The organism is Halomonas sp. SpR8 (assembly GCF_031010195.1).
Lineage (GTDB): Bacteria > Pseudomonadota > Gammaproteobacteria > Pseudomonadales > Halomonadaceae > Vreelandella.
This window is the reverse complement of the sequence record NZ_JAUAMC010000004.1, coordinates 202,667-227,352: the sequence shown is the minus strand read 5'-3', so window position 1 is coordinate 227,352 and position 24,686 is coordinate 202,667. Positions and strand designations below refer to the sequence as shown.

The 24,686-nt window shown below is 57.4% G+C and carries 24 protein-coding genes; 15 read left to right on the top strand and 9 right to left on the bottom strand.

Annotated features, from left to right (window positions below):
* Positions 1–98 precede the first annotated feature (98 nt).
* The gene (locus QT230_RS10460) at positions 99–1,007 is read right to left on the bottom strand and encodes a LysR family transcriptional regulator (protein ID WP_308321640.1); all 909 of its coding nucleotides are present in this window, start codon (positions 1,005–1,007) and stop codon (positions 99–101) included.
* Positions 1,008–1,155: 148 nt separating this feature from the next.
* Between QT230_RS10460 and QT230_RS10455 the strand changes: the two genes are divergently transcribed.
* Positions 1,156–2,361 (top strand): CoA transferase, encoded by a 1,206-nt coding sequence (locus tag QT230_RS10455; RefSeq protein WP_308321639.1) that lies wholly within the window; start codon positions 1,156–1,158, stop codon positions 2,359–2,361.
* A gap of 10 nt (positions 2,362–2,371) precedes the next feature.
* Entirely contained in the window at positions 2,372–3,313 is a 942-nt protein-coding gene (locus QT230_RS10450; protein WP_308321638.1) for a hydroxymethylglutaryl-CoA lyase, read from the top strand.
* A 3-nt stretch (positions 3,314–3,316) separates the two neighbouring features.
* Here the strand turns inward: QT230_RS10450 and QT230_RS10445 are convergent, their stop codons facing one another.
* The 4 genes from QT230_RS10445 to speB all read right to left on the bottom strand — a co-directional run bounded on the left by QT230_RS10445 (position 3,317) and on the right by speB (position 8,861).
* Positions 3,317–4,795, bottom strand: a complete 1,479-nt coding sequence (locus tag QT230_RS10445) for an aldehyde dehydrogenase family protein (protein WP_308321637.1) — start codon at positions 4,793–4,795, stop codon at positions 3,317–3,319.
* A 9-nt stretch (positions 4,796–4,804) separates the two neighbouring features.
* Positions 4,805–6,415 carry a 5-guanidino-2-oxopentanoate decarboxylase gene (locus QT230_RS10440; protein WP_308321636.1) on the bottom strand — a complete coding sequence of 537 codons (1,611 nt, stop codon included), beginning with the start codon at positions 6,413–6,415 and terminating at the stop codon, positions 4,805–4,807.
* A gap of 10 nt (positions 6,416–6,425) precedes the next feature.
* Positions 6,426–7,808: a YjiH family protein gene (locus QT230_RS10435; RefSeq protein WP_308321635.1), complete on the bottom strand. Its 1,383-nt coding sequence runs from the start codon at positions 7,806–7,808 to the stop codon at positions 6,426–6,428.
* A gap of 102 nt (positions 7,809–7,910) precedes the next feature.
* Positions 7,911–8,861, bottom strand: coding sequence for an agmatinase (speB, locus tag QT230_RS10430; protein WP_308321634.1), 951 nt, complete (start codon positions 8,859–8,861; stop codon positions 7,911–7,913).
* A 266-nt stretch (positions 8,862–9,127) separates the two neighbouring features.
* On the opposite strand from speB, the gene QT230_RS10425 reads away from it, so the two are divergent.
* The 8 genes from QT230_RS10425 to QT230_RS10390 all read left to right on the top strand — a co-directional run bounded on the left by QT230_RS10425 (position 9,128) and on the right by QT230_RS10390 (position 17,963).
* On the top strand, positions 9,128–10,549 hold the full coding sequence (locus QT230_RS10425) for a sigma 54-interacting transcriptional regulator (RefSeq protein ID WP_308321633.1): 1,422 nt from the start codon (positions 9,128–9,130) through the stop codon (positions 10,547–10,549).
* Between the two features lie 113 nt (positions 10,550–10,662).
* Positions 10,663–11,802, top strand: a complete 1,140-nt coding sequence (locus QT230_RS10420) for an ABC transporter ATP-binding protein (protein WP_308321631.1) — start codon at positions 10,663–10,665, stop codon at positions 11,800–11,802.
* Between the two features lie 10 nt (positions 11,803–11,812).
* Positions 11,813–13,096: an ABC transporter substrate-binding protein gene (locus QT230_RS10415; RefSeq protein WP_308321629.1), complete on the top strand. Its 1,284-nt coding sequence runs from the start codon at positions 11,813–11,815 to the stop codon at positions 13,094–13,096.
* Between the two features lie 63 nt (positions 13,097–13,159).
* Positions 13,160–14,044 (top strand): sugar ABC transporter permease, encoded by an 885-nt coding sequence (locus QT230_RS10410; RefSeq protein WP_308321627.1) that lies wholly within the window; start codon positions 13,160–13,162, stop codon positions 14,042–14,044.
* Positions 14,041–14,907 carry a carbohydrate ABC transporter permease gene (locus tag QT230_RS10405; RefSeq protein ID WP_308321626.1) on the top strand — a complete coding sequence of 289 codons (867 nt, stop codon included), beginning with the start codon at positions 14,041–14,043 and terminating at the stop codon, positions 14,905–14,907. The genes QT230_RS10410 and QT230_RS10405 overlap by 4 nt, the downstream gene beginning before the upstream one ends.
* A 65-nt stretch (positions 14,908–14,972) precedes the next feature.
* Positions 14,973–16,793, top strand: a complete 1,821-nt coding sequence (gene recQ / locus QT230_RS10400) for a DNA helicase RecQ (protein ID WP_308321625.1) — start codon at positions 14,973–14,975, stop codon at positions 16,791–16,793.
* 91 nt (positions 16,794–16,884) lie between these two features.
* Complete coding sequence (locus tag QT230_RS10395; protein ID WP_308321624.1) at positions 16,885–17,286, top strand: MbcA/ParS/Xre antitoxin family protein; 402 nt, start codon at positions 16,885–16,887, stop codon at positions 17,284–17,286.
* Complete coding sequence (locus tag QT230_RS10390; protein WP_308321623.1) at positions 17,283–17,963, top strand: RES family NAD+ phosphorylase; 681 nt, start codon at positions 17,283–17,285, stop codon at positions 17,961–17,963. Before QT230_RS10395 ends, QT230_RS10390 begins: the two co-directional genes overlap by 4 nt.
* 8 nt (positions 17,964–17,971) lie before the next feature.
* Here QT230_RS10390 and mtnA read toward each other — a convergent pair whose 3' ends face one another.
* The gene (gene mtnA / locus QT230_RS10385) at positions 17,972–18,991 is read right to left on the bottom strand and encodes an S-methyl-5-thioribose-1-phosphate isomerase (RefSeq protein WP_308321622.1); all 1,020 of its coding nucleotides are present in this window, start codon (positions 18,989–18,991) and stop codon (positions 17,972–17,974) included.
* 126 nt (positions 18,992–19,117) lie between these two features.
* Here mtnA and mtnB point away from each other — a divergent pair, with 126 nt between their 5' ends.
* The 3 genes from mtnB to QT230_RS10370 are packed head-to-tail and all read left to right on the top strand — an operon-like array spanning position 19,118 to position 20,951.
* Positions 19,118–19,708, top strand: a complete 591-nt coding sequence (gene mtnB, locus QT230_RS10380; protein WP_308321621.1) for a methylthioribulose 1-phosphate dehydratase — start codon at positions 19,118–19,120, stop codon at positions 19,706–19,708.
* A complete protein-coding gene (gene mtnC, locus QT230_RS10375) occupies positions 19,705–20,391 on the top strand; it encodes an acireductone synthase (protein ID WP_308321620.1) in 687 nt (228 codons plus the stop codon). Before mtnB ends, mtnC begins: the two co-directional genes overlap by 4 nt.
* Positions 20,392–20,402: 11 nt before the next feature.
* On the top strand, positions 20,403–20,951 hold the full coding sequence (locus QT230_RS10370; RefSeq protein ID WP_308321619.1) for a cupin: 549 nt from the start codon (positions 20,403–20,405) through the stop codon (positions 20,949–20,951).
* Between the two features lie 85 nt (positions 20,952–21,036).
* Here the strand turns inward: QT230_RS10370 and mtnK are convergent, their stop codons facing one another.
* Positions 21,037–22,299, bottom strand: coding sequence for an S-methyl-5-thioribose kinase (gene mtnK, locus QT230_RS10365; protein WP_308321618.1), 1,263 nt, complete (start codon positions 22,297–22,299; stop codon positions 21,037–21,039).
* Positions 22,300–22,340: 41 nt separating this feature from the next.
* Between mtnK and QT230_RS10360 the strand changes: the two genes are divergently transcribed.
* The gene (locus QT230_RS10360; protein ID WP_308321617.1) at positions 22,341–22,472 is read left to right on the top strand and encodes a hypothetical protein; all 132 of its coding nucleotides are present in this window, start codon (positions 22,341–22,343) and stop codon (positions 22,470–22,472) included.
* Positions 22,473–22,482: 10 nt separating this feature from the next.
* On the opposite strand, the gene QT230_RS10355 is transcribed toward QT230_RS10360, so the two are convergent.
* The gene (locus tag QT230_RS10355) at positions 22,483–22,749 is read right to left on the bottom strand and encodes a DksA/TraR family C4-type zinc finger protein (protein WP_308321616.1); all 267 of its coding nucleotides are present in this window, start codon (positions 22,747–22,749) and stop codon (positions 22,483–22,485) included.
* A 55-nt stretch (positions 22,750–22,804) separates the two neighbouring features.
* Entirely contained in the window at positions 22,805–23,557 is a 753-nt protein-coding gene (locus tag QT230_RS10350) for a DeoR/GlpR family DNA-binding transcription regulator (protein WP_308321615.1), read from the bottom strand.
* 134 nt (positions 23,558–23,691) lie between these two features.
* Here QT230_RS10350 and QT230_RS10345 point away from each other — a divergent pair, with 134 nt between their 5' ends.
* Positions 23,692–24,684 (top strand): ABC transporter substrate-binding protein, encoded by a 993-nt coding sequence (locus tag QT230_RS10345; protein ID WP_308321614.1) that lies wholly within the window; start codon positions 23,692–23,694, stop codon positions 24,682–24,684.
* Positions 24,685–24,686: the final 2 nt, after the last annotated feature.

The following is a 24,686-nucleotide window of genomic DNA, read 5'->3' as shown; positions in this document are numbered from 1 at the left end:
GTGTGGTGCTGCTTCGATCTTGAAACAAGCCGCCAAGGGTCTCAAATCGACGTTCAAGAAGGCTGGCTTCGTCAAATACGATGTCTCGCCTCTAGCCTCTAGAGTGTGTCTTCATTCTGATGATTCTGGGTGAGGTGGTCGACTAAATGGCGAGCAGTGGCCGGAAGCGTGGCGTAGCGGCGCATACCAATTACCAATTCCCGCTGGGCCCATGGGTCGCTGAGCGGAATACTTTTCAACTGCAAATCGCCCAGATCACGGTAGATGGTCTGCTCCGGCAGTACGCCCACGCCCATACCGTGGTGAATCATGCGGCAAATGGCATCGAAGCTGCGTACCTGAATGCGCATACGCAGCGCTTTACCGGCCAGGTTAGCTTGTTCATTCAATAGCGATTGCAGCGAGGCATCCTGTTGCAAGCCGATAAAATCAAACGCCAGAGCTTCGTTAAAGGCGATGCTTTCACGCTCGGCTAAGGGGTGGTCGATGGGCGTCATCAATACCAGTCGATCATGCCGGTAGGAGAGCTGCTGGAGCTCGGGTGCCGCGACATGCCCGGCGAAAATGCCGATATCGGTCAGCCCATCGCGCACCGCGGTGATGATTTCACTGCTCACTCGCTCCTGGAGATCGATCTTAATCTCCGGGTAAAGACGCGAAAAAGCGCTGAGATCCTGGGGTAGAAAGGCAATAATTGCCGAGGTGTTGGAGTGAATGCGCACATGGCCCCGCACGCCCTCACCATATTCGCTAAGCTCTGCGTTAAGGCGTTCAATATTATCCATAATACGCCGGGCATGATGCAAAAACGCCTGGCCCGCAGGCGTCAGCTCCACCCCTCGCGGGCGACGATAAAGCAGTGTAGTGCCCACCAGCGCTTCCAGGTCGCTTATACGTTTGCTCACCGCGGCAAGCGCCAAGTGTTCGCGCTCGGCCGCCGCAGTCAGACGCCCCTCATCTGCCACGGAGATAAACAGTTTAAGGGTGACAAAATCGAAGCGGCGCATACAACGGACTCCTTGAAAGCAACCTGTTTATGCTAGCGCACACCTTCGCCACCGACGAACCCTTTGTTACCGATTGCCTAATTGTCGGCCTTGAACAGCTCACGCATGCTGGCAAACAGTGATAAACCAAAGATAAGAGAGAGCCTTAATGAATGCTTCCGAAGCTCGCCAGCTTCCGCTACAGGGCTTAAAAGTTCTAGAGCTTGGTCAACTGATTGCGGGGCCTTTCGCCACCAAACTGCTGGGTGAATTCGGTGCCGATGTGATTAAAATCGAACCGCCCGGCACCGGCGATCCGCTTCGCAAATGGCGAATGATCGAGGAAGGCACTTCGCTCTGGTGGCATGTGCAGACCCGCAACAAGCGCTCGGTGGCGCTGGATTTGCGCAGCGAAGAGGGCCAAGACCTGGTGCGCCAACTCGCCGCCGAGGCCGATGTGGTGGTGGAAAACTTCCGCCCCGGTACGTTAGACAACTGGGGACTGGGCTGGGAGGCGCTCTCCCAACTCAATCCACGGCTGATCATGGTGCATATTTCCGGCTACGGGCAAACCGGGCCTTACCGCGACAAACCTGGTTTTGGGGTGATTGGCGAAGCTATGGGTGGGCTGCGTTACCTCACCGGCCAGCCGGATGAGCCTTCCGTGCGCGTGGGGGTGAGCATCGGCGACTCACTCTCCGCGCTCTACGCCGTTATCGGCACCCTGCTGGCACTCCAAGAGCGTAACCGCAGTGGCCTTGGCCAGGAAATCGACGTTGCGCTATATGAGTCGGTGTTTGCAATGATGGAGAGCCTGCTGCCGGAGTTTGATGCCAGCGGCCATGTGCGCGAACCCAGCGGTAGCGCCCTCCCCGGCATTACCCCTTCCAACGCCTACCGCTGTCAGGGTGGTGATTATGTGCTAATTGCCGGTAACGGCGACAGCATCTTTAAGCGATTAATGGGCGTGATTGGTCGGGAAGACCTCGCCAACGACCCGGCGCTGGCCCATAACGATGGGCGCAGCCAGCAAGCCGAGATGATTGATGCCGCTATTCAGGCGTGGACGGAAGATCGCCCTCGGGATGCCATTCTGCAATCCCTGGATGAAGCCCGCGTTCCTGCAGGCTACCCCTACACTGCAGAAGATATCGCCCATGACCCCCACTACTTAGCCCGCGAGATGATCCAAACCTTTACCCGCCCCAACGGCAAACCGCTCAAAGTCCCCGGCGTATTGCCTAAGCTTAGCGCTACGCCTGGGCGTCTTGGCGACGGCGGCCCAACGCTTGGTCAGCACACCGACGAAGTGCTTGATGAGCTGGGCATTGACCACGAAACCCGCGCCAAACTACGCCAAGCGGGCATTATTTAGGGAGTTTGCTATGCGCCAGTTATCACCTTGCCCCGCCAAGATAGAGATCAACGAAGTCGCCCCGCGGGACGGCCTGCAGATTGAGGCACGCTTTGTAGTCACAGAAGACAAAATCCGCTGGATCGACGCGCTTTCCACTACTGGCCTACGCCGCATCGAGGCGACCTCGTTCACCTCGCCCAAGGCGATCCCCAACCTACGCGATGCCGCTGAGGTGGTGACCGGCATTCAACGCCGGGAGGGCGTCGATATCACCGTACTGGTACCCAACGTAAAAGGCACCGAACGGGCGCTGGCCTGCCAAGTGGATGAGATCAATCTAGTCATGTCGGCTAGCAATAGCCACGGGCTGGCGAACCTGCGCATGACACTGGAACAGTCCCTTGAACAGTTCGCAACTATTTTGGAAGTGACACAGGGAAGCGGCGTGTTTATCAACGCCTCTCTGTCGACGGCCTTTGGTTGCCCCTTTGAGGGAGAAATCCCCGAAACGCGTGTGCTGGAACTGGTCGGAAAACTAATCGACTTAGGTATTCAGGGCATCACGCTGTGCGACACCACCGGCATGGCCAACCCCGTCCAGGTGAAGCGCCTGTGTGAGGCGGTGCTTGGACGCTGGCCGGATACACCGTTTACGCTGCACTTCCACAACACCCGCGGGATGGGCTTGGCAAATGCACTAGCGGCGTGGCAGGCGGGTATTACCCGCTTCGATGCTTCGCTAGGCGGGCTAGGCGGCTGCCCTTTCGCCCCCGGCGCCAGCGGCAATGTATGCACCGAAGATTTGGTGCATATGTTTGAGGCCATGGGCGTCGATACCGGCGTCGACCTGGATGCCCTGCTTGAGATCGCCGCCACCCTCCCCGACCTTATCGGCCATGACGTGCCGGGGCAGGTGGTAAAAGCCGGGAAATCAACGCGGCGTTACCCAATGCCAGAAGCTAATTCCTAAACGTTAATCCGCAGGCCCAATTACGTGTTTCACTTCCAGGTAAGCGCTTAGCCCCCAAGGGCCCAATTCACGACCAATGCCACTACGCTTGAAGCCGCCCCAGCCGGTTTCGGGTAGCACTAATTGTTCGCTGTTGTACCAGATGCTACCGGCTTTGAGCTGGCGACCGATGCGCTTCGCGCGCTCGGGTTCGCCGCTGATGACGGTGGCTGCCAAGCCGTAGTCGCTGTCGTTGGCGAGTTGGATAGCTTCAGCTTCGCTTGCCACGCTGCGACCACATAGCACCGGGCCAAAAATCTCTTCCTGCCATAATCGGCTCTCTAGCGGCACATCACGGTAAAGCGTAGGCGCGAGGAAGTAGCCTTGTTCAGGCAGCATACGGTGCTTTATATCGCGCACTGCCGTAAGGCCTTCCTGTTCGGCAATATCCAAATAGCGTTGCACCGCGTCGCGTTGTTTGGCGCTGGTCAACGGCCCCAGGTCGGTGCCTTCGGCAAGCGGGTCGCCCAGCGTCAGCGCATCCATACGCTCGGCAAGGGCAGCGTAGAGTGCTTCTGCAACGTCTTCATGCACTAATAATCGCGAGGTCGCAGAGCAGATTTGTCCGGCGTTGAAGTAGATCCCCGCCATCACCCAGTCGGCGGCCTTAGCGGGGTCGGCATCTTCCATCACCAGAATGGGTGACTTGCCGCCTAGCTCCAGCGACACGCTAGCCGTACGAGCGGCAGCGGCTTGCATCACCGCTTCGCCGACTCGATTACTGCCCGTAAAGGAGATTTTATCCACACCAGGGTGGTTGGTCAGCGGCGCACCGATGCCCTCACCGTCGCCGTTAAGCAGATTCAGCACGCCCGCGGGCAGGTTGATCTCCAGGGCAATCTCGGCCAGCACCAGCTCGGGGAGCGGCGTCACTTCAGAAGGTTTAAGCACAGCGGTGCAACCGGCAGCCAAGGCAGGCGCCAGTTTCCAGGCGCTGGTCACCAGCGGGAAATTCCAGGGAGCAATCAGTCCTACCACGCCGACAGGGTCGTGATACGTGCGCGCCTCAATGCCCTCCATCTCCACACTCACCAACTCGCCCTGGCGGTCATCCAGCGCCCTGGCCTGTTTCGCGTAGTAGCGGTAGCAGGCAATCGCATCGTCCAGATCAATACCCGCTTCCGCGAGTGGTTTACCGTTGTTGGTGGCTGAAAGCGTGATGATCGCATCCCGCCGGGCTTCCAGACCATCGGCGAACTTTTCAAGGAACACTGCCCGTGCTGCACCGCCCAGCGCTTGCCAGGCAGGCTGCGCCTGCTGGGCGGCTTTTACCGCGGCATCAACATCTGCTGCGTCCCCCGCGATGACCTGGGCAATGCGCTCTTCGCGGTAGGGATTCATCACGTCGAGCAGTCGGGTGCTTGAAGAGGCGACCCACTGGTTGTTGATAAATTGATTATTGATCATTTGCTGGTTGATAAGCTGCTGGCTGAGTGACGGCATGGAAATATCCTATTCAGAAAAGGCGCACGCGCGCTGCCAGGCAGCGGCGTCAATTTCGATCAGTAGAGGCCCGTTGGTTTCGCGGTTGGCGAGCGCCTCGGATAATTCGGCGGGGCTTTCTACCAGAACGCCCGGGCAGCCAAAACCTTCGGCCAGGGTGAGGAAGTTGGGCGCCTGAATATCCACGCCCAGGCGCGCCACACCGTTGGCATCCATATAGCGACGAATCTCTTCGTAACCAGCGTTGTGCCAGAGTACGATCACCACCGGCAGGCGCTCTTCGACCGCTGTGGCGATCTCGGAGAGGGTAAACATCACCCCGCCATCGCCGACGAGCGCCACTACTGGCAGATCAGCCCGCGCCAGTTGCGCACCCAATGCCGCGGGTAGTCCATAGCCCAAGGTGCCGTAGCCCGTGGAGGCGTTGAAATAGCGCCGTGGCACTGGCTGACTGACCAAGTGGTTACCGGCATATACCGGCGCGGTCGAGTCGCCCACCAGAATCGCCTCGGGCAGGTGCTCGGTCAGGGTTTTATACAGCGGCACAAAGTCGCTAAAAGCAGGGTCGTTTTGCAGATTCAGCGCGCTCAAGGCAGCGGTGGTTCTTTCAGTGCCGTGGCGCTTTACTGGCTCGGGGAAGTGAGCGTGCAGAAGCTCAAGACTGCGCCCGGCATCGCCGACTAATCCCAGCGTGACGCGCTGGTTACGTACCAGCTGCTCTGGGTCGAGATCGATCCGGATCAGCGTGCCATTGAGATGAAAACCACCATCAAACACCACGTCATAGTCGGTCTCCCCCAGTTCGGTACCCACCGCCAGAATCACATCGGCGTTGGCCGCCAGTTCGCGCACGGCGGGTAGCGCCGCGTTAGCCCCCAAATCCAGCGGGTGGTCGCGGCCTAGCAACCCTTTGGCATTGATGGTCGTGACCGTAGGCGCATCGAGCTTTGCTACTAATGCTCGCGCGGCTTCTGGTGCTGATACGCAGCCACCCCCTAACAGCACTAAAGGCTGCTGCGCCGCGCGTAGCAACCGAGCTGCTTCGGCAAGCCCTTCGGGATCAGGCGCTGCTCGATAAATCGTGGGCGCTTGCCACGAAACCGGCGCTTTTACCGGCGCATTAAACAAGTCGATGGGGATTTCGATATGCACCGGGCCTGGGCGCGCACCGTTGAAGACGGCAAAAGCGCGGGCGAGTACCTCGGGCAGCGTGTTGGCATCCAGCAGCGTGTGGCTAAACCGCGCCACACCGCTAATCACTTGCTGCTGGCTGGGAAGCTCGTGCAACCGCCCTTGGCCCAAACCCAGCGTATCGCGTCGGTTGACGCTGGAGATCACCAGCATGGGAATCGAGTCCGCCAGGGCTTGGCCCATGGCGGTGGCGATGTTGGTCATCCCCGGGCCGGTGATAATCAAGCAAACGCCCGGCTGACCGCTGGCGCGGGCATAACCGTCGGCCATAAACCCCGCGCCCTGCTCATGGCGCGGAGTGACGTGCTGTACATCGCTGCCTTCCAGCCCGCGATAAAGCTCTACCGTGTGCACACCGGGAATGCCGAACAGCGCGCGCACGCCATAGGTATCGCGTAGCATTTTAATCAGTAACTCAGCGCAGGTCATCGCAGGCCCCTTAGAAGAAAAATGTATGGGCCATAAAGGCGATGATCGGCAGCGTAATCGCGGTACGCAGTAAAAATACTACCGCCAGCTCCCAGAACTTGATGGGAATCTTCGATTTGAGCAGCAGCGCACCGATCTCTGACATATACACCAACTGCGTCATGGAGAGGCAGGCAATCACAAATCGGGTCAGCTCACTTTCGATGTTGGTCGCCAACACCGCCGGCAGGAACATATCGGCAAACCCTACCAGCGTGGCGGGGGCGGCCGCCTGTGCTTCAGGAATACGCAGCAGTTCGAGCACCGGCACCATGGGGTAGGAAAGCCAGGTAAACAGCGGGGTAAACTCGGCTAAAATCAGCGCAACGGTACCAATCGCAAATACCAGCGGCAGCAGCGTCAGGAAAATATCGATGACGTTGAGTAGAGCCAAGCGGGCTAACTGACGCGGCCCAGGAGCACTGCCTGCGCGACGGGTAGCCTGCAGCAGGCTGTAGCGGAACAGGCCTACATTTTCGCTACGCTCTTCGCTTAATTGGCAGCCTACCGGCTCATAGTAGTCGTTGGATTTACGCGACAGCGGAGGAATCCGCGACACGATAACCGCAGCGATCAAACCTGAGACCACCACCGTGAAGTAGAACTGCACAAACAGGTGGTTAATCTCGACAAAGTTGGTCACTAACAGGCTGAAAGCGATGGAGGCGACCGAAAAGTTGGTGGCGATCACCGAGGCTTCGCGGCCGTTGTAGTAGCCTTGCTCGTACTGCTGGGCGGTGATCAGCACACCGACAGTACCCGAGCCCATCCATGAAGCGGTGGCGTCAATAGCGCTGCGTCCCGGCAGATTAAAGATAAACCGGAAAGGCTTGCGCACCATGGTGCCGATAAACTCCATAAAGCCGAACTCGACCAGAAACGGCAGCAGTAGCGCCGCAAAGAAGAAGAACGTCAGCAGCACCGGCGCCAAGTCATTGAGCATCACCCCGCCGGTAAACGAGGCGGTGACAAACTCTGGGCCAAACTGAAAAAAGGTCATGATGACGAAAATGGCGCCAAGAATTCGCATCGCAACCCAAATGACGCCCACATCGAACATATCGTGAAAGGGCCCGCTTTGAGCCCAGCTAGGTTTAGCGAGCTTGACGTATAGCGTCACCACCACCGAGAGGCAGAGAATGACCACCGCAATGGCGGGAAGTGCTGATCCTAGCAGCGTTTGCAAGCCATCAGCCATCATACCCATGCCAATATTAATAGAGTCCCCGACCTGGAAGGGAACCAAAAACAGCAGTACCCCAATAATGGAGGGGATCAGAAATTTCAGTAAGTGCGCAGGGGGTATCGGTGCCGAAGGACTCGGCTGATCCGATTTAACGTTGCTGTACGACATAGGGTTCACCCATTGGAAGTGATTATTGGAGGTGGGCTGGCGGCTAATAGCGCCTTGTTAGATCGGCGCTTTCTTAATATCTAAACTTTCTTACTATCTAAATTAGTTACTATGCTTAACGCCCGGCAGTATGCAGAGCATTTCATACAGCAATGTGGCGCCCATTAGCGCGGTATTGCCGCTAGGATCGTAAGGCGGTGACACTTCTACCAGATCGCAGCCGACTATATTCAGCCCAGCCGCACCGCGAACCAGCTCTAATCCTTGGGTTGAGGTCAGTCCGCCCATCTCTACCGTGCCAGTACCGGGGGCAACAGAAGGATCCAAGCCGTCGATATCGAAACTGATGTACACCGGGATATCGCCCATCTGTTCGCGCACTTGCTCCATCAGCGGCGCCAGCGAGCGGTACCAGCACTCTTCGGCGGGCACAACACGGAAGCCCTGATCACGACACCAGTCAAAGTCTTCTGCCGCATAGCCGGTTCCGCGCAGGCCGATTTGCACGACTTTGCCATGGGCTAATAAGCCCTCCTCCTGGGCACGACGAAACGGCGTACCGTGAGCAATCGGCTCGCCGAACATGTGCTCGTTAACATCGGCGTGGGCATCGATATGGATCAGCCCTACCGGGCCGTGCTTTTTCGCCATGGCGCGTAGAATCGGCAGGGTTAGCGTATGTTCGCCGCCAAGGGTTAGAGGGATACAGTTGTGCTTGAGCACGTCGTCATAAAAGGCAGTGATGATGTCGACGCTTTTCGGCAGGTGAAACGTATTGATGGGTACGTCGCCGATGTCAGCCACCTGCAGGCTTTCAAAGGGCGCGGCGCGGGTCGCCATATTGTAGGGGCGCAGCATGCGCGACTCATCGCGGATCTGGCGTGGGCCAAGTCGCGTGCCGGGACGGTTTGATGTACCGATATCCATAGGGATGCCAATAAATGCCGCGTCCAACCCCTCGGCAGTCTCTTGGGAAGGCAGGCGCATCATGGTGGCGGGGCCTGCAAAGCGCGGCATGGTATTGCCACCCAGGGGCTGATTAAACTCCGACATCGTTCTCTCCTAGACGTTATTTGAACCTAGACGTTATTTGAAATTGTTGAATCGCAATGCGAGCGCGGCTTGTCTATCAATAGACATTGCACATAGCGTGCCAAGGCGCTAGAACCGCTAGAACCGCTAGAACCGCCACTTTCCTTGACCATTCGATGCAAAAATGCATTAAATTGACGGTTCTTCAATTCAATATTGCATCGGTAATTCAAAAACGGTTCGATTAGAAAGCATCGTCGGTGGCTAAATCAGGTGAGTGAACTCGAATGAGTGAAATAGATAGACGCGTGCTGCAGACCATTGTGGCGACCGCCAACGACCACTTCTTTATCGTCAGTGGCGATGGGCAGATAGTCGATATCAGCCCTGGGGCCGAAGCAGTTTACGGCGTTTCACGGGAAGAGCTGCTCGCCAGCAGTGTTCAGCAGTTGCAAGCCGCCGGCGTGCTCAAGCCCTCGATTACCATGGAAGTGATGCGCACCCGCAGGCCCGCACAGCTGATGCAGATAACCGGAACAGGCCGCCGGGTGATTGCTGAAGCCTACCCGGTGTTCGTCGACGGCAAGCTGGAACGCATTATCAGCCGCTCGCGGGATTTAACCGACTTGCAGTTATTGCAGGACGAATATGCCCTGTTGCAAAAACGCTTTAGCGAGCATTTAAAGCGCAGCCAGGCTGCCCCCGATGCCGAAGAGCAGGCGCTGGATGACGCCCTGGACAATTTGCAGGTACGCAGCAGCGTGATGCGCGAAATCGCACTACTGCTTAAGCGCGTCGCCCCTTCAGATGCCAATGTGCTGATGCTGGGTGAATCAGGCGTGGGTAAAACCGCCTTTGCCAAACAGCTACACCGCTGGAGTCAGCGCTGTGACGGCCCCTTTATTGACGTGAACTGCGCGGCGATTCCCGAGAATCTGTTTGAGTCCGAGATGTTTGGCTACCAGCCCGGCGCCTTCAGTGGTGCCGCTCGGCAGGGTAAGGCGGGACTGTTAGAGCAGGCCGAGGGCGGTACGCTGTTTCTGGATGAAATAGGCGAGCTGCCGCTGTTGATGCAAACGAAACTGCTCAAGGTAATTCAGGATGGCAGTTTGACTCGACTGGGAGACACCCGCCCACGCAAGGTCAATTTCCGCTTGGTCGTAGCCACTAACCAAGACTTGGCAAAACAGGTTGAGGCCGGGCGGTTTCGTCTCGACCTTTACTACCGCCTCAATGTGATCCCCGTCACCCTGCCGCCACTTCGCGACCGCCGTGAGGATATTCCCGACCTAGTTGAAGCCTGCTTAAGCCGACTTAACCAGCGCTATGGACGACAAAAAATCCTAGATACCCGCGTTTGGTCGACGTTGATGGGCAGTGAATGGCCGGGTAACGTCCGCGAGCTGGAGAACTGGCTAGAGCGAGCCTGGCTTTCCAGCCCCACCGATCAAATCGAGGTGCCCGCCGTGCTTCCTCACGCCGAGCAGCATCCCGCCAGTTTGCCGAGCGCCTCGCTAGCAGCAAAGCCGATAACAGCGCTCGAACCCCAGGAAACCCTCAAGCAGTACTTGGCACGGCTGGAACGGGAAACGCTTGAAGAGCTGTGCAACACGCTACCCAGCACCTACGCAATCGCTGAACGGCTGGGCATCAGTCAATCCAGCGTGGTGCGCAGGCTGCAGCGTTATGGCATTAAAGTCGCCAAGTGATTTTCTGCTTGACACAGCTGCTGTCATAAACCATCCATGTAAGTGTCATACAACGGCAACACCTTCAACACAAGCTGGATCAATAACAACCAACAGCCGGTGATGTGTGTGCTATGTCAAACCAATCGCGTATCCGCCTGGAGCGCGTCACCAAACGTTGGGACGCGACCACCGCTGTCGATGGCATCTCCTTCGATGTCACGCCTGGGCAATTTGTCATTCTGCTGGGCCCTTCTGGCTGCGGTAAATCCACCACGCTGCGTATGATTGCAGGCCTGGAAGAGGCCAGCGACGGCCAAATCCATATTGGTGATCGCAACGTCACGCGCCTGCCGCCGGGGGATCGTGGACTGAGCATGGTGTTTCAGTCCTACGCGCTGTTTCCGCACTTGAGCGTGGCCGACAACATTGTGTTTGGCCTGCGCAGCCGCAAGGTGCCCAAAGCAGAACAGCGCGAACGGCTGGCGAAAGTCGCCGAGCTGGTTGATCTTACCGATTACCTAAACCGCAAACCTGCCCAGCTTTCGGGCGGCCAGCGCCAGCGAGTGGCGCTGGCGCGTTCTGTTATCTCCGAACACCCGATCTGCCTGATGGATGAGCCGCTTTCCAACCTGGATGCGCGGCTACGTAGCGATATGCGCAGGGAAATCAAAGCACTGCAAAGTCGTCTGAACATGACAGTGATTTACGTCACACACGACCAAGTTGAAGCGATGAGCATGGGCGACCGCGTTATTTTAATGCAGCACGGTAAAATCGTGCAGGACGGCACGCCCGACGAACTTTATAACCGCCCCGCCAGCGCCTTCGCCGCCAGCTTTATTGGTAGCCCGGCCATGAACCTGCTGCCGCTGGTCAAGGGTGACCAGGCGTCGGTTATTGATGGGGAGCCCACCACGCCCGTGGCGCCATTAGAAGCCGTCGGCGGACAGCTAGGCATACGCCCGGAGGATATCGCTCTAAGCACCACTTCGACGACTGGCGTACCCGCGATGGTGATCAGCGATGAATATCTGGGCGCCGATACCATCGTCCATTTGGCAGTCGGTGATCATACCCTGCGGGTTCGACTCAGTGGCCGCCATAGGCTGGCTGGCCAGCGGTGTCGGATCGGCTGGACAGCCGAGGCCGCTCACCTATTCGGTGGAGACGGCCTGCGCCGTGATGACCTCTCCGCTTACTCATTATTACCCGCCGCTGCACTGTCAGCGGAAAGTGTTTCGCCCCACTCGCAGCTCCAACCCCAACGTTGAGGTGTTTCCCATGCGTGCCCGTATCCCCTTTGCTCTTTCTGCACTCACCGCTGGCCTGCTAAGTGCCGGTCAGGCCGCCGCCAACGACCCGACTGTACTCACCATGTACTATCCCGTCGCAGTGGGCGGTGCACTCACCGATGTGGTCGATAACTTGGTAGAAGAGTTTGAGAGCGAACACCCGGATATCGATGTAGATGCGATCTACGCCGGTAACTACGACGACACCCGCGTGCGCGCCATGTCGGCGATGGAAGCGGGCGACACGCCCCAGCTGTCGGTCATGTTCTCAATCGACCTTTACGAACTGATTGAGCAGAACGCCATCGTCGCCTTCGATGATTTAATCGAAACCGACGAAGAACGCGAGTGGCTCGACAGTTTCTACCCCGGCTTGATGGAAAATGGCCAGTTGGATGGCAAGACCTATGGCATCCCCTTCCAGCGCTCCACCATCGTTCTGTTCTGGAACAAGGACGCCTTTGAAGCTGCCGGGCTCGACCCCGAAACGCCCCCAGAAAACTGGCAAGAGATGGCTGAAATGGCCGCCACCGTGCACGAAGCTTCCGGTGGCGACCAATGGGGCGTGATGGTGCCGTCCACTGGCTACCCCTACTGGATGTTCCAGGCCTTCGCCTTTCAGAACGGCCACCGGCTAATGAGCGACGACGGTACGGAAGTCTACTTTGACGACCCCGCAGCGGTTGAAGCGCTGGAGTACTGGGTCTCCCTGGCCACCGAGCACAATGCCATGCCCGACGGCACTATCGAGTGGGGTACGCTACGCCAGAACTTCCTCGAAGAGTCCACGGCGATGATGTGGCACACCACCGGCAACCTGACCGCCGTGCGTAGTGAAGCCAATTTTGATTTTGGCGTCGCCATGTTGCCGATGAAAACCCAGCGTGGCAGCCCTACCGGCGGCGGCAACTTCTACATTTTTGAAGATACCACCCAAGATGAGCAGCGCGCCGCGATGACCTTTATTCGCTGGATGACCGCTCCCGAGCGCGCCGCTGCCTGGTCGATTGAAACCGGCTATATGGGCGTTAGCCCCGTCGCCTATGAAACCGATGCGCTGCAAAGCTACGTAGAAGAATTCGCGCCAGCAGCGGTGGCCCGCGACCAGCTTGAACACGGCACGGCGGAACTCTCCACTTACCAAGGCGGCCGCATTCGCCGCGCTTTGGATAACGCTGTGCAAGCTGCGCTGACCGGGCAAATGACACCGCAAGAAGCGCTTAGTCAGGCACAGCAAGAAGCCGACAGCGTGCTGCGTCGCTACGCCCGCTAAGCGTTAAATATTTAACTATTCGCCGGGGCATGCCCCGGCTTTTCCAAATTGCGGTACGTCACTATGTCATTCACCAACCACCGCAAAATGCAGCTCTACGGCGCGCTTCTGTTGCTGCCCGCTGCGGTACTGCTGACCACTTTTGCTTATTTACCGACCGTGACAACGGTCATTAACAGCCTGTTTTTACCCGGCTTTCGCGGTGCGCCCACTGAATTTGTAGGGCTTGAAAATTATCAGGTGCTCTTCGATGACCCCACGTTTTGGAAGGTGGCCCGCAATAACCTGCTCTACGCGCTGGGCACCATCCCCACGTCTATCGCGCTGGCCTTGGGCATGGCGCTGTTCGTCAACGGCAAGCTGCCGGGGCGCGGCTTTGTGCGTATGGCGTATTTCACGCCGACGATTCTGCCCATGATCGCCGCCGCCAATATCTGGATGTTTTTCTACGCCCCGCAAATTGGCCTGTTCAATAGTCTGCTCGGCGCACTGGGAATCCCAGGCGTTAACTGGCTAGGCGACCCAAGCGTCGCGCTGGGCTCAGTGATTGTGATGTCGGTGTGGAAAGAAGCCGGCTTTTTTATGATCTTCTACTTGGCGGCGCTGCAAAGCATGCCACCCGAGTTAAAAGAGGCCTCAGATCTTGAAGGCACTAGCCGCTGGAGTTTCTTCTGGCGAGTCACCTTTCCGCTGCTGATGCCCACTACGCTCTTTGTGCTGATCAATGCGTTGATTAATTCGGTGCGGGTTGTCGATCACCTGTTTATTTTGACTAAAGGTGGGCCCAACAACGCCACCAACCTGCTGCTCTATTACGTCTACGAGAACGCCTTCTCGTTCTTTGACCGCACTACGGCGGCGACCATTACGGTAGTGATTTTGGTGGTACTGGCGGTAGTGGCCACGCTGAAGTTCACGATTTTAGACCGCAGGACGCACTACCAATGAACACCACCACGAACTCAAATGCCAAGAACTCAAAAACCTATGCGTCCCGCTCTCGTTACGTCTTCGTTCCGTCACTTGAAACGGTGGCTGCTTGGCTACTGGCGGTTATCTGGGTCTTTCCGCTGCTGTATGCCTTTTGGGCCGCCTTCCACCCCAGCGAGTTTATGGTAAATTTTCAGCTCTTTGCCCCGCTGACGTTGGAGAACTTCACCAATGCCTGGTCACAGGCGCCCTTTGCCCGCTACTACCTGAACACCTTTGCGCTGGTGACGGGGGTGGTAATTGGCCAGTTTATCGTCTGCACCCTGGCGGCGTTTGCCTTTGCCCGATTTCCGATTCCCGGCAAGAACGTTTTGTTTATGCTGGTGCTGATTCAGCTATTTGTGTTTCCCGAAGTGCTGATTGTGGAGAACTACCGCATCGCAAGCGAACTGGGGCTGATCAATACCATCACCGGGATTGGTCTGCCTTATGTCGCCAGCGCTCTAGGTATTTTCCTGCTCCGTCAGACCTTTAAAACCATCCCCCAGGAGCTTGAAGACGCCGCCCGTATCGAAGGCTGCAACTGGCTGGAAATTTTGTGGAAGGTTTACGTACCGCTGGCTAAGCCTACCTATTTAGCTTATGGCCTGGTCTCAATCAGCCACCACTGGAATAACTTTATCTGGCCGCTAGTGGTCACCAACTCGGTAGAGAGCCGTCCGCTAACGGTGGGCTTAGGCGTTTTCTCTGCGCCAGAAACCGGGGTTAACTGGGCCACCGTTAGCGCCGCCACACTGCTTAGCATCGCCCCGCTGTTGGTGGCTTTCCTGCTTTTCCAACGTCAATTTGTGCAGTCTTTCTTAAGGGCGGGGATTCGCTAGGCAGACGCCGCATACGTTTTTCGTGCGACAATTCTCTCTTAAGCACAAGACAAGGGAGAGCATTGATGCACGGCGACACCCACCCCGAAGCCCTGAAGGTGCTGCAGGAGGTATTTGGCTACGACAGCTTTCGCGGCCCGCAGCAGGCGATCATCGAGCATGTGATCACTGGGGGCGATGCGCTGGTGCTGATGCCCACCGGCGGCGGTAAGTCGCTGTGCTATCAGATCCCTGCGCTGCTGCGCGAAGGCACTGCGATTGTAGTCTCGCCGCTGATCGCGCTAATGCAGGATCAGGTAGCGGCACTGAAGCAGAACGGGGTCAGAGCGGACTACCTCAACTCCAGCCTCGATTATCACGAGGCGGTCGAGGTGGAGAACCGCCTGCGGGCGGGGGAACTGGATCTTTTGTATATCGCGCCCGAGCGGCTGGCCACGGCGCGTATGCAGATGCTGCTGGAACAGGCTCACATTGCCCTGTTCGCCATTGATGAAGCCCACTGCGTCTCCCAGTGGGGCCACGATTTTCGCCCCGAGTACCGCCAGCTCTCCCACCTGCACCAGCGCTTTCCCCAGGTGCCGCGCATAGCGCTGACCGCCACCGCCGATGTGCCCACCCGGCACGACATCATGGAGCATCTGCAGCTCCACGAAGCAGCGCTTTATAACAGCGGCTTTGACCGACCCAATATCCGCTACCATATTGCCGAAAATCAGGGCAACGCCAAGGAACAGCTGCTGCGCTTTATCCGCGAACACCACGACGGCGAGGCGGGTATTGTCTACTGCCTTTCCCGGCGCAAGGTGGAAGAGACCGCCGCTTGGCTCGAGCGCCAGGGACTGACCGCGCTGCCCTACCACGCGGGGCTTCCCGCCGAGCAGCGCCAGCACCACCAGACCCGTTTTCTGCGTGAAGATGGCGTGGTTATCGTGGCCACCATTGCCTTCGGCATGGGTATTGATAAACCCGACGTGCGCTTTGTGGCGCATCTCAACCTACCCAAGAGCATCGAAGCCTACTACCAGGAGACCGGCCGCGCCGGGCGCGATGGCCTGCCCGCCGATGCCTGGATGGCCTACGGGCTTCAGGACGTGATCACGCTACGCCAGATGCAGCAGGACTCCAGCGCCGCCGACCAGCAAAAGCGCATTGAGCAGCAGAAGCTCGACGCCATGCTGGGGCTTTGCGAGATCATCAGCTGCCGCCGCCAGGCGCTGCTTCATTACTTTGGCGATCATCTGGATGCGCCCTGCGGTAACTGCGATAACTGCCTAACTCCACCCGAGACCTGGGAGGCCACCGTGGCGGCGCAGAAGGCGCTATCGTGCGTCTACCGCACCGAGCAGCGCTTCGGCGTGACCTACTTGGTGGATGTACTGTTAGGCAAAAGCAACGAGCGCATCACCCGCTTTGGCCATGACCGCCTAAGCACCTTCGGCATTGGTAAAGAGCTAACGGCTAATGAGTGGAAAGCGCTCTTTCGCCAGCTGATTGCCAGCGGCTATTTAAGTGTCGATATGGAGGGCCACGGCGGCATTAAGCTCACGGCCAACGCCAAGCCGGTGCTGCGCGGCGAACACGCCCTCACCCTGCGCAAGCCAAGCAAGGCCAAGAGCGCCACTCGGCGGGGCAGCAAAGGCGCCTCTACCACGCTGCCCCAAGGGGAGCTGTGGGAAGCCCTGCGCCAGCACCGTCGCGAACTGGCTGCGGCCCAGGGCGTGCCTGCCTATGTCATCTTCCACGACGCTACTCTGGCCGAAATGGTTGAGCAGAAACCCCAGAGCCTAGCGGCATTAGGCGAAATCTCCGGTATCGGCGCGCGCAAACTGGCGGATTACGGTGAGGGGTTTCTGGGCGTTATTCTGGCGCACAGGGAAGCCGAGTAAAACAGCGACACCAGCGCGACAGCTCAAATGGTCGATATTTTTAAAAACCGCTCACTTGGCGTAAACTATACGTAAGTGAGGAGAAAGCTATATGTCCATTCAGCATAAAACAGCCGACAAACGCCGCGAAATGGGGGCTGCAGCAATGCGCACCTACCCCAATATTTCCCACGCTTGGGGATTGAAAGAGAGCGAGGCCGCGCTGTTGTTAGGGGTACCGGACTCCACCTACCGCCGCTGGAAGCAGTCGCCTGAGCAGGCGAGGCTTGATGCTAATCACTTGGAACGGATGTCGTTGATTCTCGGCATCTATAAAGCGCTGCATATACTGTTGCCCAGTAAAGAAGCCGCTAACAGCTGGCTGCAGCGAGCCAACCGCAACCCTCTTTTTGCCGGCCACTCGCCAATGGAACGTCTGTTAAATGGTCAGGTCTCCGACCTCTACGTTGTTCGCCAACATTTGGATGCCGCGCGTGGTGGGGGCCATGCATGACGTTCCCGCTAAGCAACGTCACTTGGCGACCCAGTTATCGGGTTATTCCCTCGCGCTTCCCTCCCATTGATTTATTCGAAGGCGTCAATAGCAATGCTGATGACTGGGAATTACTCAATGAACTGGAAGGCGAGACCTCGGCTAGGCTTCGTGAAGAAGCGGGCGCGATCCATCTGGTTCGCGACGGAGACCGCCGCTACGGGCCTGGATGGACTCCCGTCATGGCGGCCTTTTGCCACTTCCCTGCGACCGGCTCACGTTTTAGCGATGGCACCTTTGGCGCCTACTACTGCGCGTTAACCGAAGCCACGGCCATTGCTGAAACTGTGTACCACGCAGAGCGCTTTATGGGGGAGTCAAACGAGCCGCCCATGATGCTTCAGCAGCGTGTTTATCTGTCGGATCTAACGGGCCAACTGATTGATTTACGAAGACAGAATGCTGCCCAAGCGCTTCTCGATCCGGATAGCTGGGCAGCCGGGCAAACCTTGGGTAGAAAGGCGTGGGAGGAGCAGACGGATGGCATCGTTTACCCCAGCGTTCGAGACCCGGATGGCGAGTGTGCCGCTGTATTACGGCCACCCGCGCTCTCCGCAACACGGCAAGGGCGTCATCTCGGCTATGACTGGGATGGTCAACGCATCCGCCATATCTATGAGCTAACGCTATTGGGTTAACGATTCCGCTAGCCCCTACCCTGACAATGCTCTCCCCGAGCAATGGCCGCAGCATCGAATACGCCGGTGTCTAAAATCCAAGCGGTAACGAGCTTGGCAGGGGTGACATCAAACGCCGGGTTCCATACGGGAGCATCGCTGGGCGCCCACACTACGTCGCCAAAGGCACCCGAGACACCGCGTATTTCGGCGCTGTCACGCTGCTCGATGGGAATATCCGCGCCGGTGGCACAGGCGGGATCAACCGTGGTGTAAGGAGCCACTACATAGAACGGTACCTGATGGTAGTGAGCGATCACCGCCAGCATGTAAGTGCCCACTTTATTGGCAAAGTCGCCGTTGGCGCAGATGCGGTCAGCGCCCACCATGACTTTATCTACCTTGCCCGCCGCCATGAGGCTGGCGGCCATGCTGTCAGCAATCAGTTGATAGGGGATGCCTAAATCAGCCATTTCCCAGGCGGTTAAACGGCCCCCCTGCAGTAGCGGGCGGGTTTCATCCACATACACATGCAGATCGATACCACGCTGCTTGGCCACTGCCAGCGCGCCAATCGCTGTGCCTACACCCGCGGTGGCCAGCGCTCCGGTGTTGCAGTGGGTCAGCACACGGTCGCCTGTTTTCAACAAATCAGCGCCACGCTCGGCCATTTGCTGGCACAGCGCCCGGTCTTCAGCAAACAGTGCAGCGGCACGTTCGGCCAGGGCGCCGGCGCCTTGCTCAAAGCAGGCTTCCATGGCATCCAGGCAGTACATTAGGTTTACCGCTGTGGGGCGTGTAGCGCGCAAGCGATCGCTTACCAACTGCCAATCACCGTCTGGATGTCGGGCGGCATACTGCGCCAGCACAAAGGCTGCGCTCAAGCCAATCAGCGGTGCACCGCGAATAGCTAAACTTTTAACCGCAACCTGCCAGTCTTCAGGCGAGTCACAGCGTACCCACTGCTCCGCCTGGGGCAGTTGGGTTTGATCCAAATACTCAAGGTGGTCGGCATAGACCCGCAAACTGCGTGATTGAAGTTGAGGCATTCGATGAACTCCTTGAGCACTTGGACTGGACTGGCAGAACTTGACTAACTGAACAACAGCGCGGCTTATCAGGCGCGAAGCTTATCATATAGAATGGCTGCTACTAGATGAGGCGACGCAGATCCGATGATGACGCTACAAACTGAACTGCTGGCCGCCATTTCATGGGCGGCGCAGCAAGGCTGGACACCCGCCACTGGCGGCAACTTTTCTGCGCGCACAGAGGCGGGGTATTGGGTCACCGCTTCTGGCCGGGATAAAACCCGTATTCAGGCCGATGACCTACTGCTATGCGATCTGGATGGCCGAGTACTATCCGGCGACGGTAAGCCGAGCGCAGAAAGTGATCTTCACGCTGCGCTTTATCGGCTAGACCCGACCATCAACTGCGTGCTGCATACCCATACCCTAGCAAGCACTGTGCTGTCGCGGCGCTTTCCAAACGGCATTGAGTTAAGCGGCTTCGAGATGCAAAAAGCCCTGCAGGGCAACGTGACCCATGATGCGACTATTCGCCTACCCGTCGTGCCGAATGAGCAGGATATGGAGGAGCTTGCCAGGCATGTACGCAGCGGTTGGCCGATGCCCTGGGGCTTTTTGGTGGCGGGGCACGGTATTTATGCCGTGGGCGATAGCATCGCTAGTTGCTGTCGGCACTTGGAAGCCATTGAATTTTTACTGTCCTGTGTACTTGAAGAGAACCGGTGGTCTAAATGAGTAACCCAGCTGTTCGCGCCGTTGTAACCGATATCGAAGGCACCACCACGGATATTAACTTCGTACATAAGGTGCTGTTTCCCTACGCTCAGGCCAAGCTGCCCGACTTTCTACGCGCGAATGCAGACACACCCGCGGTTGTCGAGCAGATCAACGCCGTGCGCCGTGAAATGGGGCAGCCTGATGCCTCGCTGGACGCCGTCATTGCCCAGCTACTGCACTGGATCGAGACCGACCAAAAAGTCACCCCATTAAAAGCCTTGCAGGGGATGGTGTGGGCGGATGGCTACCAACGCGGTGATTTTACAGGGCATTTGTATAGCGACGTGGCCCCCACCCTGCGCCAGTGGAAAGATTCAGGCAAAGCGCTCTACGTTTACTCGTCAGGCTCTGTTCAGGCGCAGAAGTTGCTGTTCGGCTATAGCGATGAGGGCGACCTGACCACGCTGTTTAGTGGCTACTTTGATACCCATATTGGTCATAAACGCGAGGCTAGTGCCTATCAGCGGATTATCGCTGAGCTTGATCTACCTGCGGAGGCAGTGCTGTTCTTGTCGGATGTGGTCGAAGAGTTGGACGCCGCCAAACAGGCAGGCATGCGAACCCTGCAGTTGGTGCGCGAAGGGACTCAGGCGGGCAATACCCATGCTTGTGTTACTCGCTTTGATGAAATTGCCTTTTAGGAGAGTCTACGATGTCGCAACTGAAAGTCTTTGCTGATCAGAACCCTAACGATGCCCTAATGGACATCTCCGACGGCGAGCAGATTGCCGCCGAGCTCAACAAGGTCGGCGTAGTGTTTGAGCGTTGGGCAGCACCGGGCGAAATTGCCGACGATGCCACCCAGGAAGACATTCTGGCGCTTTACCAGCAAGATATTGACCGAGTAAAAGCCAAGGGCGGCTATCAAACCGTCGACGTGCTGCATATGGTGCCCACGCACCCGGAAAAAGACGCGATGCGGCAGAAGTTTTTGAACGAACACCGTCACCATGAAGATGAAGTGCGCTTCTTCGTTAAAGGTCAGGGGCTATTCTGCCTGCATATCGAAGACAAGGTGTATCAGGTGCTGTGTACCCGCAATGACCTGATCAGCGTGCCTGCCAATACGCCCCACTGGTTCGATATGGGCCCAGCACCGGAATTCACCGCGCTGCGCTTCTTCGACAACGTGGAAGGCTGGGTGCCGCATTGGACAGAAAGCGATATCGCCGGGAAGTTTGATCGTTTGGATCAGTTGTAAGATGTGAATGGTGAATCGTAAGTTGTTAATTGTTGGAGGCAGCGTTAGCGTGCGAAGCGCTAACGCTGCCTCCTTTATTGGACTCTTACAACACCGCTTGCTGGTTATACGCCTTGGCGAGATCCGCTAGTGCGGTAAGATCGCTATAAGTCTCCGGTTCCATAATCAGCGCTTGCCCCATCAGCACGTTACGCGCTTCAAGCTTGGCGCGCAGCGCGGTGTCTTCGATTTCTTCAAAGTCGGCGTTGTGAGCCAGCGATAAAACCCGGCGGTGCATTTCAATGCCGCAGTAGGCCAGGGCATCCAGTCGGATCTCCTCAAGCAATGCATCGCAGGCATCGTCCGCGCTATTTCCCTGCTCTTCAAACAGAGCTTTCGGGAACAGAATACCCGTCCGTTCGGTTTGCCACAGATGTCGGAATTCGGCGTCAAAACGGGTAAAGCACGCTTCAATCACTCTCAGTATCCACGCCTGATAATCCTCAAGCGCATCTTCCTGGCGATGAGCGGGCTGGCTGAAGTAGGCCATCAGGAAGTTGGCCACCGCCATACCCAGGTCAAAAGCCATCGGCCCGTACTGAGAAAACTCCGGGTCAATAACCCGCACTTCCGTATCGGTGGCCATGATGGAACCAGAGTGCAGATCACCGTGGAGCATGGTCTCGGTGTTTGCAGTGAACTTCATCAACAGCCGCTGTACTTTGGCTTTTAGCCGCACATTACGGCGCAACTCATCCACCACCGGCGAAAGCTCCGGGGTGTGGTGGTTCATTTCAGCGCCGTAATAGGGGTCGGTAAACACCAATGCTTCGGTGATGGCAGGAATGGCTACATTGCCCGAGAAAAGCCCCACATCTTGCTTCTTCTCTGGACTACTTAGCGAAAGCTCTGAGCCACGGAACGCCGTGCGTGCACAGAACTGGCCGATGGTTTCGCCAAGCTGAGTGACTTCCTCGCCGTTAATGAGCTTGCGGCGCAAAATCGTGTGGGGGTGTAGATACTCCATCACAAACAGCGCCTGGGGTTTGTCGAAGTAGTACACCTCAGGAGCAATGCACGGCGCGCGCTTGGCTTGGCGAACCAGGGCGTAGTATTCAAAGTGGGCGCGATAGACCGGTAGCGGCCAGCTCTCCCCTACCATCCGTACGTAGGGAAGCGCCTGTTTTACCACTACGCATCCGTGGCTGCCGGAGACAATAAACACCAAGTTAAGGTTGCCGTCTCCCACCTCGCGAATTTCCCAACTGGCGGGCTCACCGCCCACTCGACTAGCCACCGCCTCAACACCACCAAGCCGCTGGGATAGGGTGTCGACGCTGAGCGCACGGTAATGTTGATCCGTCTCCAAAAGTCATTCCTCACAAAACAATTAAGGGTAGGGCTAGCCTGATGATCGCAACTATTAGACTGGTATCCCACCGTCGGCGTATGGGTGTTTGTGATTGGCAGCATCCAACTGCTGATTCGTCTTCACCGCTATTCTATTTCAAGCAGCTACCGGACATCGACCACGACGCCTAGAAAGCCACGTTCAGCGCAGTTGGCTGTCTTTACTACCACGACGGTTATAGCCACTAAAGGCCGACTGCTTTTTGTCCAGCTCCTGCTGACAAACTACACACAGCCGTACGCCCGGAATCGCCTTGCGGCGCGCTTCGGGAATAGGGTCGCCACACTCTTCACAAACGTCAAGACTCTCACCACGGGGCAACTGGCTACGAGCACGCTGCACCGCATCTTCCAGCGTGCTCTCCATCTGCTCTTGTTCAGCGCCATCTTTTGCCCATCCGCCTGCCATGATTGTTTCCCTCGCTACACCAGTAATCATCTCTAAGCATAGCAGTAGCGAACCTTTACCCCACAAACCGAACGCCTTGGGCAGCCAGCGGGCTGCGTAGTCTGTCGGGTAGCGGCACATCGGTCACCACGGCATCATAATCCCCTAGTTGTCCTGCAGCGCAGCGCAGTGGCAGGTCGAACTTGGTTTTATCCAGCACCAGCACTCGATAACCGGCATGGGCCAACAGCGCCTCCCGGGCCATCACTTCATCGTCGTTGTAGTCATAAAGCTGACCATGGCTATCCATTCCCCCCACCGACACAATCCCCACGTCAGCACGGTAGCGTTGGAAAAAGCGCCAAGCATCGCCGCCGATCACGTCCTGGTCGCGCCGACGTACGCGACCACCCGCCACCACTAACTCACACTTAAGCTGGCACAGCTTAATCAGCGCATGCAGATTATTGGTCATGATATGCAAGCCTTGCTTCTCGCTTAGCGCATCGGCCAGTTGCTCAACCGTGGTGCCCGTACCCAGAAATAGCGCTTGATGATCCTGCACTAGGCTTGCTGCCCGCGCTGCAATCTGGCGTTTACCCGCCACATTAACGATCTGACGCTGGTCGTAGCCGATATTTTCCTGCTCGGGAAACGGCAGTACCTCGCCTTGACGGCGCAGCACCAGCCCTTTATCGGCTAAGTGGCGAATATCCCCACGCAGTGTTTGCACAGAAACACCAAACTCGCCCGCCAAATTCTCTACCGCTTGGCGTCCCTCAGCGTGGATTCGCTGCAAAAGCAGTTGTCGACGTTCGAACTGGCGCATAGCCCCTCTCAGCACAGCGAAAGCAAAAAATGCGGCATACGAAAGCCACAAAGTGTTGAACGAAAGCATAGTGTCATTTTGTTGTAAGCAGATGACAGTAGCTTAGGTGGAGTTCACTCACTGGAGGTTTACTCATGTTGAAGCACCCCGTGGTATCTACCCTTGCAACTGCCGTCGCGATAGCCAGTTTTTCTCTTTCAGCTCAGGTAGCGGCGAACGAAACGCTAACGCTCTACACCAGCCAGCCTAATAGCGATGCACAGCAAACCGTTGACGCCTTTGAAGCAGCCAATCCCGATATCGAAGTGGAGTGGGTTCGCGACGGCACGACACAGCTAATGACGCGTCTACGCTCAGAGCTTGCGGCCGGGGTAAGCAATCCCGACGTGCTGCTGATTGCGGACAGTATGACCATGGAGTCGCTCAAGCAGGAGGGACACTTACAGCCTTATTTAAGCGCTGAGCGCAGCGGCTATGACGCTGACCTTTACGACCCAGAAGGCTACTACTACGGCACCAAGCTGATCACCACGGGCATTGTCTATAACACCGGCGCCGAGCATCAGCCGCAAAGCTGGCAAGACCTGCTGGGTCCTGACTATGAAGGCCTGGTGACGATGCCCAGCCCGCTCTACTCCGGTGCAGCATTGATCCACATGGCCGCCATTAGCGCCAACCCCGAACTAGGCACCGAATACTACGAAGCGCTACACGCCAATAACACCGAAGCCCAGGGCGGCAATGGCGGGGTATTCAATGCCGTCGCGGCAGGCAGCAAGCCTTACGGCATCGTGGTGGATTTTTTACCCATTCGTGAAGCCGCCAAAGGCTCGCCGGTGGAATTCGTATTTCCTGAAGAGGGCGTGAGCGCGGTCACCGAGCCGGTGGCCATTATGCAGGATGCTGAGAACCTTGTTGCTGCACAGAAGTTTGTCGACTTTGTACTCTCCCCACAGGGCCAGGACTTAGTCAGCCAGCAGGGGTACTTGCCTGCCCGCAACGACATCACGCCTCCTGAAGGTTTCCCCGAGCGCGATAGCATTCAATTGATGCCGGTTGATACCGAGCAGGCACTGGCCCAGGAAGCCGAGCTTAAACAGCGCTTTAGTGAATTATTCGGCGGATAATC

What these genes read in the sequence shown, in the direction of transcription:
- QT230_RS10460 (WP_308321640.1), bottom strand. Translation starts at nt 1,007, where the DNA reads ATGCGCCGCTTCGATTTTGTCACCCTTAAACTGTTTATCTCCGTGGCA.
- QT230_RS10440 (WP_308321636.1), bottom strand. Translation starts at nt 6,415, where the DNA reads ATGACCTGCGCTGAGTTACTGATTAAAATGCTACGCGATACCTATGGC.
- QT230_RS10360 (WP_308321617.1), top strand. Translation starts at nt 22,341, where the DNA reads ATGATCGCAACTATTAGACTGGTATCCCACCGTCGGCGTATGGGTGTT.
- QT230_RS10420 (WP_308321631.1), top strand. Translation starts at nt 10,663, where the DNA reads ATGTCAAACCAATCGCGTATCCGCCTGGAGCGCGTCACCAAACGTTGG.
- QT230_RS10415 (WP_308321629.1), top strand. Translation starts at nt 11,813, where the DNA reads ATGCGTGCCCGTATCCCCTTTGCTCTTTCTGCACTCACCGCTGGCCTG.
- QT230_RS10345 (WP_308321614.1), top strand. Translation starts at nt 23,692, where the DNA reads ATGTTGAAGCACCCCGTGGTATCTACCCTTGCAACTGCCGTCGCGATA.
- QT230_RS10425 (WP_308321633.1), top strand. Translation starts at nt 9,128, where the DNA reads ATGAGTGAAATAGATAGACGCGTGCTGCAGACCATTGTGGCGACCGCC.
- QT230_RS10405 (WP_308321626.1), top strand. Translation starts at nt 14,041, where the DNA reads ATGAACACCACCACGAACTCAAATGCCAAGAACTCAAAAACCTATGCG.
- mtnC (WP_308321620.1), top strand. Translation starts at nt 19,705, where the DNA reads ATGAGTAACCCAGCTGTTCGCGCCGTTGTAACCGATATCGAAGGCACC.
- speB (WP_308321634.1), bottom strand. Translation starts at nt 8,861, where the DNA reads ATGTCGGAGTTTAATCAGCCCCTGGGTGGCAATACCATGCCGCGCTTT.
- QT230_RS10395 (WP_308321624.1), top strand. Translation starts at nt 16,885, where the DNA reads ATGTCCATTCAGCATAAAACAGCCGACAAACGCCGCGAAATGGGGGCT.
- QT230_RS10455 (WP_308321639.1), top strand. Translation starts at nt 1,156, where the DNA reads ATGAATGCTTCCGAAGCTCGCCAGCTTCCGCTACAGGGCTTAAAAGTT.
- mtnB (WP_308321621.1), top strand. Translation starts at nt 19,118, where the DNA reads ATGATGACGCTACAAACTGAACTGCTGGCCGCCATTTCATGGGCGGCG.
- QT230_RS10435 (WP_308321635.1), bottom strand. Translation starts at nt 7,808, where the DNA reads ATGTCGTACAGCAACGTTAAATCGGATCAGCCGAGTCCTTCGGCACCG.
- QT230_RS10355 (WP_308321616.1), bottom strand. Translation starts at nt 22,749, where the DNA reads ATGGCAGGCGGATGGGCAAAAGATGGCGCTGAACAAGAGCAGATGGAG.
- QT230_RS10350 (WP_308321615.1), bottom strand. Translation starts at nt 23,557, where the DNA reads ATGCGCCAGTTCGAACGTCGACAACTGCTTTTGCAGCGAATCCACGCT.
- QT230_RS10445 (WP_308321637.1), bottom strand. Translation starts at nt 4,795, where the DNA reads ATGCCGTCACTCAGCCAGCAGCTTATCAACCAGCAAATGATCAATAAT.
- mtnA (WP_308321622.1), bottom strand. Translation starts at nt 18,991, where the DNA reads ATGCCTCAACTTCAATCACGCAGTTTGCGGGTCTATGCCGACCACCTT.
- QT230_RS10410 (WP_308321627.1), top strand. Translation starts at nt 13,160, where the DNA reads ATGTCATTCACCAACCACCGCAAAATGCAGCTCTACGGCGCGCTTCTG.
- QT230_RS10390 (WP_308321623.1), top strand. Translation starts at nt 17,283, where the DNA reads ATGACGTTCCCGCTAAGCAACGTCACTTGGCGACCCAGTTATCGGGTT.
- QT230_RS10370 (WP_308321619.1), top strand. Translation starts at nt 20,403, where the DNA reads ATGTCGCAACTGAAAGTCTTTGCTGATCAGAACCCTAACGATGCCCTA.
- recQ (WP_308321625.1), top strand. Translation starts at nt 14,973, where the DNA reads ATGCACGGCGACACCCACCCCGAAGCCCTGAAGGTGCTGCAGGAGGTA.
- QT230_RS10450 (WP_308321638.1), top strand. Translation starts at nt 2,372, where the DNA reads ATGCGCCAGTTATCACCTTGCCCCGCCAAGATAGAGATCAACGAAGTC.